General features: G+C 58.2%; 10 protein-coding genes. 5 read left to right on the top strand and 5 right to left on the bottom strand.

Annotated elements, in window-relative coordinates:
* From H8S59_RS23895 to lipA, 3 genes are all read left to right on the top strand, one after another.
* Window positions 1-274 (top strand): DUF493 domain-containing protein (locus H8S59_RS23895; protein ID WP_214658447.1); only part of this gene is annotated, 274 nt, incomplete at its 5' end.
* Window positions 274-921: a lipoyl(octanoyl) transferase LipB gene (lipB, locus tag H8S59_RS23890; protein ID WP_095100445.1), complete on the top strand. Its 648-nt coding sequence runs from the start codon at window positions 274-276 to the stop codon at window positions 919-921. The genes H8S59_RS23895 and lipB, both read left to right, overlap by 1 nt.
* A 2-nt stretch (window positions 922-923) precedes the next feature.
* On the top strand, window positions 924-1,955 hold the full coding sequence (lipA, locus tag H8S59_RS23885; protein ID WP_095100443.1) for a lipoyl synthase: 1,032 nt from the start codon (window positions 924-926) through the stop codon (window positions 1,953-1,955).
* A gap of 182 nt (window positions 1,956-2,137) precedes the next feature.
* On the opposite strand, the gene H8S59_RS23880 is transcribed toward lipA, so the two are convergent.
* From H8S59_RS23880 to leuS, 5 genes are all read right to left on the bottom strand, one after another.
* Window positions 2,138-3,457, bottom strand: a complete 1,320-nt coding sequence (locus H8S59_RS23880) for a lytic murein transglycosylase (RefSeq protein WP_187523022.1) — start codon at window positions 3,455-3,457, stop codon at window positions 2,138-2,140.
* A gap of 84 nt (window positions 3,458-3,541) precedes the next feature.
* The gene (arfA, locus tag H8S59_RS23875; protein WP_087267653.1) at window positions 3,542-3,697 is read right to left on the bottom strand and encodes an alternative ribosome rescue factor ArfA; all 156 of its coding nucleotides are present in this window, start codon (window positions 3,695-3,697) and stop codon (window positions 3,542-3,544) included.
* A 247-nt stretch (window positions 3,698-3,944) separates the two neighbouring features.
* Entirely contained in the window at window positions 3,945-4,982 is a 1,038-nt protein-coding gene (gene holA / locus H8S59_RS23870; RefSeq protein ID WP_187523021.1) for a DNA polymerase III subunit delta, read from the bottom strand.
* Window positions 4,983-5,173: 191 nt separating this feature from the next.
* Complete coding sequence (locus H8S59_RS23865; RefSeq protein ID WP_095100435.1) at window positions 5,174-5,779, bottom strand: LPS-assembly lipoprotein LptE; 606 nt, start codon at window positions 5,777-5,779, stop codon at window positions 5,174-5,176.
* An 89-nt stretch (window positions 5,780-5,868) separates the two neighbouring features.
* On the bottom strand, window positions 5,869-8,475 hold the full coding sequence (gene leuS, locus H8S59_RS23860; protein WP_187523020.1) for a leucine--tRNA ligase: 2,607 nt from the start codon (window positions 8,473-8,475) through the stop codon (window positions 5,869-5,871).
* A 314-nt stretch (window positions 8,476-8,789) separates the two neighbouring features.
* Between leuS and H8S59_RS23855 the strand changes: the two genes are divergently transcribed.
* Both H8S59_RS23855 and H8S59_RS23850 read left to right on the top strand, forming a co-directional pair.
* Window positions 8,790-9,161, top strand: a complete 372-nt coding sequence (locus tag H8S59_RS23855) for a hypothetical protein (RefSeq protein ID WP_095100431.1) — start codon at window positions 8,790-8,792, stop codon at window positions 9,159-9,161.
* An 85-nt stretch (window positions 9,162-9,246) separates the two neighbouring features.
* On the top strand, window positions 9,247-10,008 hold the full coding sequence (locus tag H8S59_RS23850) for a YdcF family protein (protein WP_187523019.1): 762 nt from the start codon (window positions 9,247-9,249) through the stop codon (window positions 10,006-10,008).
* Window positions 10,009-10,046 lie beyond the last annotated feature (38 nt).

Raw genomic sequence — 10,046 nt, 5'->3', positions numbered from 1 at the left:
GACAGATTCCGACGTCAAGTCGCACAAAATCGAATTCCCCTGCGATGACTATCCGATCAAAGTGATCGGCGATACCGGTGTTGGGTTCACCGATCTCGTGATTGAAATCCTGGCCAAATACGCCAAGGTTGACATGACGACCCGTGCCGAGCGCCAGAGCAGCAACGGTAAATACACCACGGTCCAGCTGCACATCGTTGCCACAGGGGAAGACCAACTGCGTGACATCAATAGCGCACTGCGCGCTACGGGTCGCGTGCACATGGTGCTCTGATGGCCGCAATGCTGGGCGTTCGAGAGCTGGGGCAGATCGATTACGAACTGGCCTGGCATGCAATGCAGCGCTTTACCGACCAGCGCGGTAAAGACACTCAGGACGAGATCTGGCTGGTGCAGCATGCACCGGTTTTCACTCAGGGACAGTCCGGCAAACCCGAACATTTGCTATTACCGGGTAATATTCCGGTGGTACAGGTCGATCGTGGCGGCCAAGTGACCTATCATGGCCCCGGCCAACTGGTGGTCTACCTGATGCTCGATGTCAGGCGCCTTGGTTTCGGTGTGCGTGATCTGGTGACCCGGATCGAGAATAGCCTGATCGATTTGCTGGCCAGTTACGGTGTAACGGCCGCAGCCAAGGCTGACGCACCGGGTGTTTATGTCGATGGAGCGAAGATCGCGTCCCTGGGACTGCGAATTCGCCACGGTTGCTCATTCCATGGTCTGGCGCTTAACGTCGACATGGACCTTGAGCCCTTTCGACGGATTAATCCCTGTGGATACGCCGGGCTGGCAATGACCCAACTGTGCGATCATGCAGGCCCGATTGAATTTGCCGAGGTAAGTGCCCGGCTGCGTGCGCAGCTCGTCAAGCACCTCGACTATGCTGAGCAGACGACCCTAACGGGCGGAATCGACTGATTATGACTACTGCGACTGATATTGCGGATAACGCCGTACAAACCTTGATCCCAACCGTCGACGTTTCCGAGCGTGCGCCTCGCCCTAAGGTTGAGGCTGGCGTGAAGCTGCGTGGTGCGGAGAAAGTTGCGCGTATCCCGGTGAAGATCATTCCAACCGTCGATCTGCCGAAAAAGCCTGACTGGATCCGCGTCCGTATCCCGGTCTCTCCTGAGGTTGATCGCGTCAAGCAACTGTTGCGCAAGCACAAGCTGCACAGCGTTTGCGAAGAAGCTTCCTGCCCGAACCTGGGTGAGTGCTTCTCCGGCGGCACTGCGACCTTCATGATCATGGGTGACATCTGTACCCGTCGCTGCCCGTTCTGCGATGTGGGCCATGGTCGTCCGAAGGCGCTGGACGTCAACGAGCCGACCAACCTGGCCGTTGCCATTGCTGATTTGCGTCTCAAGTACGTGGTGATCACTTCCGTTGACCGCGATGATTTGCGTGACGGCGGTGCCCAGCATTTCGCCGACTGCATCCGTGAGATCCGCAAGCTGTCGCCAAACGTGCAGCTGGAAACGCTGGTTCCGGACTATCGTGGCCGTATGGACGTTGCACTGGAAATCACTGCCGCCGAGCCGCCGGATGTGTTCAACCACAACCTGGAAACCGTGCCGCGTCTGTACAAAGCAGCGCGCCCGGGTTCGGACTACCAGTGGTCATTGACCCTGCTGCAGCGTTTCAAGCAAATGGTGCCGCACGTACCGACTAAATCCGGTTTGATGCTTGGGCTGGGCGAAACCGATGAGGAAGTCATTGAAGTCATGCAGCGCATGCGCGAGCACGACATCGACATGTTGACCCTGGGTCAATACCTGCAACCTTCCCGTAGCCACTTGCCAGTGCAGCGTTTCGTGCACCCGGACACCTTCGCCTGGTTCGCCGAGGAAGGTTACAAGATGGGCTTCAAGAACGTGGCGTCCGGTCCGTTGGTACGTTCTTCGTACCACGCCGACGAGCAGGCCAAGATTGCCGTCAAGGCGATGGTCTGACGCGTTAAGCGTTGATCGTTTGAGCTACAGACAAAACGGGCCGGATATCACTATCCGGCCCGTTTTTTTTGTTGGGACGTGGGACCGGCTTTAGCCGGGAAGAGGGCGTTACATTCACGACATTTGTATCGTTGGAAATGCAGCCTTCCCGGCTAAAGCCGGTCCCACGACTCTCCTTTGTCTCAAGGCTTGCGCAGGTTTTGCAACAATTCCTGTGTCGGATACCCATCCGCTGGCCAGCCCAACGCCTGTTGGGCGCTGCGAATGGCTTTGCGTGTATTGGCGCCGATGATGCCGTCCGGATTGCCTGCATCGTAACCGCTGGCCGAGAGCAGGCTTTGCAGCTCCATGCGCTCAGAACGGCTCAGAGGGACGTCTGCGCGGGGCCAGCTTCCTTCAACAATGCCACCCCCCTGGAATCTTCCCGACAACAGCCCGATGGCCAGCGCATAAGACGAAGAGTTGTTGTACCGCAGAATCGCGCGGAAATTATCCATCACCAGAAACGCCGGGCCTTTGTAACCGGCCGGTAGCAACAGTGCGGCTTGTTGTTGTAGAGCGGTGGCTGGCAGGGCGCTGCCGTTAGGCAACGTCAGGCCCAGTCGCTGCCATTCAGCCAGGCTCTTGCGGGTCGAGGCATCAGCCAGTGCATAGTCGAAGCCATTGGCGAGTTTGACTTCATAGCCCCAAGGCTGGCCCGTCTGCCAGCCGGAGCTTTGCAAGTAGTGCGCCGTGGACGCGAGGGCGTCCGGAGCGCTGTTCCAGATGTCCCGGCGACCGTCGCCATCGAAATCCACGGCGTGGGTGTTGTACGTCGTCGGAATGAACTGAGTCTGGCCCATGGCACCGCCCCAGGAGCCGATCATCTGCTCAGGAGCTATATCGCCCTGTTGCAGAATCTGCAGTGCGGCCAGCAATTGATCTTGAGCGAAGCTGCGACGGCGACCCTCATAAGCCAGGGTCGCCAGTGAGCGAATCACCGATTGAGAGCCCTGGAACTGCCCGAAATTGCTCTCCATGCCCCACACCGCAACCAATGCATTACGATCCACGCCGTAACGCTGCTCGATGGTTTGCAGGACGCCAGCATATTGGTTGAGCAACGCTTGCCCTTTTCGCACGCGTGCGTCAGAGATCGCACCGTCCAGGTATTCCCACACTGGGCGAGTGAATTCCGGCTGACTGCGATCTGCTTTCACCACCTTCATGTCCGGTGTCACACCTGCGAAGGCACGGTCGAAAATGTCTGGTCTGATACCTGCCTTGAGCGCTTGTGCGCGGAAGCCAGCCTGCCAGTCGGCGAAACTCATGGTCGGCAGGATATCGAGATTGTCATCCACAGCAATGGCTGGAGCCGGTGAGGCCAGCGGCGTTGTGATAACGCGTGGAAGAGGCGTGGCGTCGGCTGCTGTCGGTTTTTCCGCGCAGGCAACTAACAGGATAAGGCTGGAGGCAGCGATCATTTGGCGCATTTGCCAACGTCGGAAAAAACAAGAGGGCATGCTTGGGTCCAAGGTATTACCGGTAGATGCAGACCTTACCATGCCTGCAGGCCCGAAAGGACCTCGAGGAACTGTCGCGATGTTTCAGGCAGCCAGAAAGTAAGAAGCCTCCCAGCTTTTAGACTGGAAGGCTTCGCGGCGGTAGCTGCCTTTGCCTTTGCCGGGTTGTTCCTGGCGGCTGCGGAACAATGGCTGGGCAATTATGGATTTGGCTTTGTTGGGCCGTTTAGGCTTTTTCATGGTGATGTTCTCTCGGCTGTTAAGTAAGCGGCGCGAATGATCGACCCAAGACAGGGCAGTGTCTAATTGATCTGCGCTATCGCTGGCAAATCTCTGTGGAGGGGAATCTATTTGCCAGCAAATCCAGTCCCAGTGGGAGCAGGGCTTGCCCGCGATACAAACACCTCGTTGCAACAGACCTATCGCGTCATGGTTCATCGCGGGCAAGCCCGGCTTCCACTGGAAACGCGTTCAGCTGTGGGCGAATTTACTCCGCTGGCAACGCCAGACGCTGCCCTGCCATGAGCAGCGACAACCTGCTCAAGCTGCTCCAGGGTGAGCCAACCGCCTGGCCTTTGATCTGCGCATCAATGCGTTGCGCATCCATCAGCAGTTCGGCCCAGCGTTTAGCGGAATAGCGTTGCAGTGCTTTGCTCATCAGGGGTTTGCGCTTGTCCCAGATGGGCGGTCGGGCTGAGCTGAACGCTTTGTCCAATGGCATGCCCTGGCTGAATTGCAGTGCAAGGTTGGCCAGCACTCGAAGCTCGCGGGACAGGGCCCAAAGGATGACTGGCGGCTCAACGCCTTCGCCGCGCAGGCCTTCAAGCATCCGCAGCGCGTGCGAAGCTTCACCGTTGAGGATGGCGTCGGTCAGCCCGAAGACGTCGAAACGTGCGCTGTCAGCGACGGCTGCCTGCACGGTCTCGACCGTGATCTGGCCTTCTTCGGCCATCAGCTTCAGCTTTTCGATTTCCTGAGCGGCGGCCAGCAGATTGCCTTCCACTCGGGCTGCGATCAATTCGACTGCATCTTGAGTGGCTGCCAACCCGGATTGAGACAGGCGCTGGCGAATCCATTGTGGTAATTGCCCGGCATCTACCGGCCAGATTTGCACGAACTGGGTCTGCGCCCCTTCGACCAGTGCTTTACCCCATTTGGTTTTCTGCGCGCTTCCATCGAGCTTCGGCAAGCTGATCAACAGCAGCGTGTCTTCGGCTGGACGAGCGCAGTACTCCATCAAAGCGGCAGCGCCTTTATCTCCAGGTTTCCCGGAGGGCAGGCGCAACTCAAGCAGTCGGCGCTCGGCGAACAGCGACATGCTCGCGCCAGCTTGCAGCAATGTGCCCCAGTCGAAACTGGAGTCGGCGCTGAAGACCTGACGTTCGTCAAAACCTTGCTGCCGGGCGGCGGCGCGAATCGCATCGGCAGCTTCCTGACACAGCAGCGGGTCATCGCCGCTCACCACGTAGACGGGCGAGAGCGTGCCTTGCAGGTGTTTGCCAAGTTGGTTGGGGGCGAGTTTCATATGAAATTCCTCGGTGTCCCTGATACCGCGCTTTCAAGCAGCAAACACGGTCCCTGTAGGAGCCAACTTGTTGGCGAGGCGGTAGTTCTGATTACGCAGGCCCGGCGTCTCGCCAACGAGTTGGCTACTACTGGGGAATGCATTTCAAACGGATATGTGCCGGGGCCAGCTAGACGCTGGCCCCGAACATTTTAACGAGACGGGATTTCGATCGGCGACTGTTGCGGCGTTTCATCGCGAATACGTTGAGCTGCTTCCAGTGCGTCCGCTTCTGCCTTGGCAACGGCGTCGGCCTTGGCCTGCAGTTCATCCAGTTGCGCTGGCGTCAGTTGTTGCAACTGGGCCATCAGGCTCTGGATCACGTCACTACGCATCTCGTCACGAACTTGCGCAGACTGCATATCAGAACCGATCAGGTTGTTGCCGTCATGCACGTAGACCTTTTCGATCTGTACCTTGCGTTGCAGCAACTCTCGGTTCTGGGTGCCGTTGATTTGATAGTTAAGTGTTGTGTTCAACGTGTACTCAGCTGAACGGCCCGAACCCGAGGAGCTCGCGGAACGTTGGGTTTCCTGTTCGTTGAGAATCACCAGCTTGTAGGGTGCGCCGGTGTAGATTTTCACACCACTGCCTTCCAGAACCTGGCGCAGTTGCACGACTGTTTTGCCGTAGGCATCACGTGCGCTGACGTCCAGTTCCTTGATGGACAACTGGTTTGCGCCGGTGCCACGCAGCTGGAAACCGCAGGCGCTCAACAGTACGGCGAGGCCCATAACCAGCAGATTGCGTTTGATCATCTTGATGCTCCCCTTGAATCCGTTTGGGCCGACTGTGCGAGCCCAGGAAATATGTTCAGCGCCCGATCATTGTCGGGCGCTCGATCCCATCAGCTTGCGACGATATTGACCAGTTTGCCGGGCACTACGATGACTTTGCGGATGGTCAGGCCATCGACGAAGCGCAGTACGTTTTCGTTGGCACGGGCAGCCGCTTCGACTTCTTCGCGGGTAGCGCTGGCTGGCATTTCGATCTGACCGCGCAACTTGCCGTTGACCTGAATGACCAGTTGCAGGCTGTCCTGGACCAATGCAGTCTGATCCAGAACCGGCCAGCCAGCATCGATGACAGGCGTGCTGTGGCCCAACTGATTCCACAGCTCATGGCTGATGTGCGGCGTGATCGGTGCCAACAGCAGGACTACTGTTTCCAGACCTTCCTGAATCAGGGCGCGATCCTGAGCGGAGGCCTGTGGCGCTTTTTCCAGCACGTTCATCAGCGTCATTACCTGAGCAATGGCGGTGTTGAATTTTTGATGCTGACCGACGTCCTGGCTGGCCTGCTTGATCGCCTGATGGATCGCACGACGAATGACTTTCTGGCCGTCATCCAGCGCGGCGGTGTCCAGCGCTGCTGGCAAGCCTTGACTCACGTGGCTCTGCGCCAGGCGCCATACGCGACGCAGGAAGCGATGCGAGCCTTCAACGCCGGAGTCTGACCATTCCAGGCTCATGTCGGGTGGCGAGGCGAACATCATGAACAGGCGGCAGGTATCCGCACCGTATTGGTCGATCATCGACTGAGGGTCAACGCCATTGTTCTTCGACTTGGCCATTTTCTCGGTGCCACCGATCTCGACGGGCAGGCCGTCGCTGATCAGTTTGGCGCCGACGATCTTGGCTTTGCTGTCGCGTTCGAGTTCGACATCAGCCGGGTTGAACCAGGTCTTGCTGCCGTTGGCTTCAAGGCGATAGTAGGTTTCGGCGATGACCATGCCCTGAGTCAGCAGGTTCTTGAACGGTTCGTTCGAGGTCACCAGGCCTTCGTCGCGCATCAACTTATGGAAGAAGCGCGCATAAAGAAGGTGAAGGATGGCGTGTTCGATACCACCAATGTACTGGTCAACCGGCAGCCAGTGGTTGGCTGCAGCAGGATCGACCAGACCGCCTTCGTAGTGAGGCGAGGCGTAACGAGCGTAATACCACGAGGACTCCACGAAGGTGTCCATGGTGTCGGTTTCACGCTTGGCCGGTGCGCCGCATTTCGGACAGCTGCACTCGTAGAACTCAGGCATGCGCGCCAATGGCGATCCTGCGCCATCGGGTACTACGTTTTCAGGCAGCACAACGGGCAGTTGATCTTCCGGGACCGGCACGTCGCCGCACGCGTCGCAGTGCACGATCGGGATCGGGCAGCCCCAGTAACGCTGACGGCTGATGCCCCAGTCGCGCAGGCGGAATTGGGTGCGGGATTGACCGAGACTCTTCTTGGTCAGTGCTGCTTCCATCGCGTCGAATGCGGCAGCGAAATCCAGACCATCGAACTCGCCGGAGTTGATCAGCGTGCCGTGCTCGCCGTAAGCCGCCTGCCACGGTGCAGGTGTTTCGTCGCCAGCGCTGGTACGGACTACGGCCTTGATCGGCAGGTCGTACCTGGAGGCGAATTCGAAGTCACGCTCGTCGTGTGCAGGAACTGCCATGACTGCGCCATCGCCGTAATGCATCAGCACGTAGTTGGCGACCCAGACAGGCAGCTTTTCGCCGGTCAGTGGGTGCTCGACGAACAGCGAGGTCGGCAGACCTTTCTTTTCCTGGGTAGCAACGTCTGCTTCGGCGACGCTGCCGCTTTTGCATTCGTTGATGAAGGCTTGCAACTGCGGATCGTTCTGCGCGGCCAGGGTAGCCAGCGGGTGTTCGGCTGCAACGGCGACATAAGTCGCGCCCATCAGGGTGTCCGGACGGGTCGTGAAGACTTTCAGTGCGCCCGCTTCACCGATGGAAGCCTGATCGTACGGGAACTGCACATCCATGCCACGGGATTTGCCAATCCAGTTGCGTTGCATGGTTTTGACCTGCTCGGGCCAGCCCGGCAGCTCGTCGAGACTCTCCAGCAGTTCATCCGCATAAGCGGTGATCTTGAAGTAGTACATCGGAATTTCGCGCTTCTCGATGATCGCGCCCGAACGCCAGCCACGACCGTCGATAACTTGTTCGTTGGCCAGAACGGTCTGGTCAACCGGGTCCCAGTTCACGGTGCCGTTCTTGCGGTAGATCACGCCCTTTTCGAACAGGCGCGTGAACAGCCACTGTTCCCAGCGGTAGTAGTCCGGCTTGCAGGTGGTGACTTCGCGGGACCAGTCGATCGCCAGACCGAGGCTTTTCAGCTGGGTCTTCATGTAGGCGATGTTTTCGTAGGTCCATTTGGCAGGCGCGACGTTGTTTTTCATCGCGGCGTTTTCTGCCGGCATGCCGAATGCGTCCCAGCCCATTGGCTGCAGGACGTTCTTGCCTTGCATGCGTTGGTAGCGAGCGATCACGTCACCAATGGTGTAGTTACGCACGTGCCCCATGTGTAGCTTGCCGCTAGGGTAAGGAAACATCGATAGGCAATAGAAAGTGTCCTTGCCTGGCTGTTCACTGACTTCAAAAGACTTTTGCTCGTCCCAGAAGGTTTGGGCGGCGGCTTCGATTTCACGGGGCTGATAGAGTTCGTGCATGGCTACTTTTTACTAAAGATTGGTGACCCTTGACCTCTTCGTTGCATCGCCGATTCAGGTCGGCACCGCTGCCGGACAATGGAAACTGCCTGTGCGGTGCTTTCGGGCTCGAGCGAGCGGAAGTGGAATTACAGGAAGCGCCGTAGCATACATGAGCGCCGACTATCGAGGGAAACCCTGATTTGCATGGCCGTTTGCTTGAGAGGGCCAGTTCAGCGGCAGTCAGCCGCCGTTTGTCGCAGCAATGCACCGGTTTTGACAGCGGCGCTAAGCTCAAGGACGAGGGTATGTTTTATCTTCGATGAGGTGAGCGGATGACAGAGCTGCAGCACATAGATACAACCCATGATCTGTACGAGCGATTGATCAATCGGCTGGGCCTTGCTCTGGAAACGGCAGATATTGCAGTGCGACTTCGTGACGAGTGGCCTGAGGAGCTTGAACTCCGTGGCTTGAGTCGTGCCGAGTTCGATTTGATTGAATCCTATCTGAATAACGCAGCCGTTTCGGTAAGTGGTCAAGAGAGCCCTGATGTGCCAGGGCGTGTCATCGTTTCACGGGAGCCCGCTGAGGCGGCATCGGTGCCGTCCTCTTCAGCCAAGGTGATCTGGCTGAAGGACAAGAAGCGAGCCATGTCCTTGGCAAAGTTGAACCGTCACAGTTCGAGCAATCTATTCAGGCGTTAACCTCTGCGGGCTGCGGGCCTGCATCTTAAGCATTGTTGCTTGGCGTCAATCCTTCTAGGCTTCGGGCATCTTCTGGAGATGCCCGATGCCTGTCCGCTATTTGCTCAAAGCAATCGCTTTACCACCCGGTATTTTCTTTCTGCTGTTGCTGGTGGCGTTTTGTTTGCGTCGTGCCCGGCCGCGTCTCGCCGCAATCTGTTTTGCCATGGGGCTGGGCGGACTGTGGCTGATGAGTTTGCCAGTGGTTGTGGAGACTGCGGCGCGCGGGATCGAGACGGTTCCTCCTCTGCCACTTGGCGAATGGGCAACCCTGGCGCAACGAGCTGACGCGATTGTAATTCTCGGGTCGGGCCGCGAACGTAATGATCCGAGTTGGGGGGCTGACATTCCAACGGGCGTAGCACTTGAGCGTATGCGCTATGCAGCCAGGCTGGCCAAGGCATCCGGCCTGCCGATCCTGACCACGGGTGGCCTGCATTACGGCGAACCGCCGAGTGAGGCGGCCATCATGGCTGAGTCTTTGGAAAACGACTTCGGTGTGCAGGTTCGCTGGCAGGAAGGCTTGAGTCGTACGACCTGGGAGAACGCGACGATGACGGCGGCCATGTTGCAGCCTTTGGGTATCAAGCGGGTGGTGATCGTGACTCAGGCCTGGCACATGCCACGCTCCATATGGAGCTTTGAAAAAGCCGGATTTACCGTCGTTGGCGCACCCGTTGGCTTTTTAAGTGCCGACAACGCCCGCGTCTTTGGCGGCTGGCTGCCGGAAAGCCGAGCGATCTGGCAAAGCGGACAGTTGCTTAATGAAGCGGCGGGGTTGCTGGTGTACCCGTTTGTGTACCCATAGCTATTGCTGAAATGCGATTCCCTGTGGGAGCGGTGCTT

It is taken from the genome of Pseudomonas folii (assembly GCF_014357575.1).
GTDB lineage: Bacteria > Pseudomonadota > Gammaproteobacteria > Pseudomonadales > Pseudomonadaceae > Aquipseudomonas > Aquipseudomonas folii.
The sequence above is the reverse complement of the archived record's forward strand: the minus strand, read 5'-3'. Positions and strand labels throughout refer to the sequence as shown.

Bases quoted from the DNA above. Each gene is read 5' to 3' on its own strand.
- H8S59_RS23850 (WP_187523019.1), top strand. From the start codon at position 9,247: ATGCCTGTCCGCTATTTGCTCAAAGCAATCGCTTTACCACCCGGTATT.
- holA (WP_187523021.1), bottom strand. From the start codon at position 4,982: ATGAAACTCGCCCCCAACCAACTTGGCAAACACCTGCAAGGCACGCTC.
- lipA (WP_095100443.1), top strand. From the start codon at position 924: ATGACTACTGCGACTGATATTGCGGATAACGCCGTACAAACCTTGATC.
- leuS (WP_187523020.1), bottom strand. From the start codon at position 8,475: ATGCACGAACTCTATCAGCCCCGTGAAATCGAAGCCGCCGCCCAAACC.
- lipB (WP_095100445.1), top strand. From the start codon at position 274: ATGGCCGCAATGCTGGGCGTTCGAGAGCTGGGGCAGATCGATTACGAA.
- H8S59_RS23880 (WP_187523022.1), bottom strand. From the start codon at position 3,457: ATGCCCTCTTGTTTTTTCCGACGTTGGCAAATGCGCCAAATGATCGCT.
- H8S59_RS23865 (WP_095100435.1), bottom strand. From the start codon at position 5,779: ATGATCAAACGCAATCTGCTGGTTATGGGCCTCGCCGTACTGTTGAGC.
- arfA (WP_087267653.1), bottom strand. From the start codon at position 3,697: ATGAAAAAGCCTAAACGGCCCAACAAAGCCAAATCCATAATTGCCCAG.
- H8S59_RS23855 (WP_095100431.1), top strand. From the start codon at position 8,790: ATGACAGAGCTGCAGCACATAGATACAACCCATGATCTGTACGAGCGA.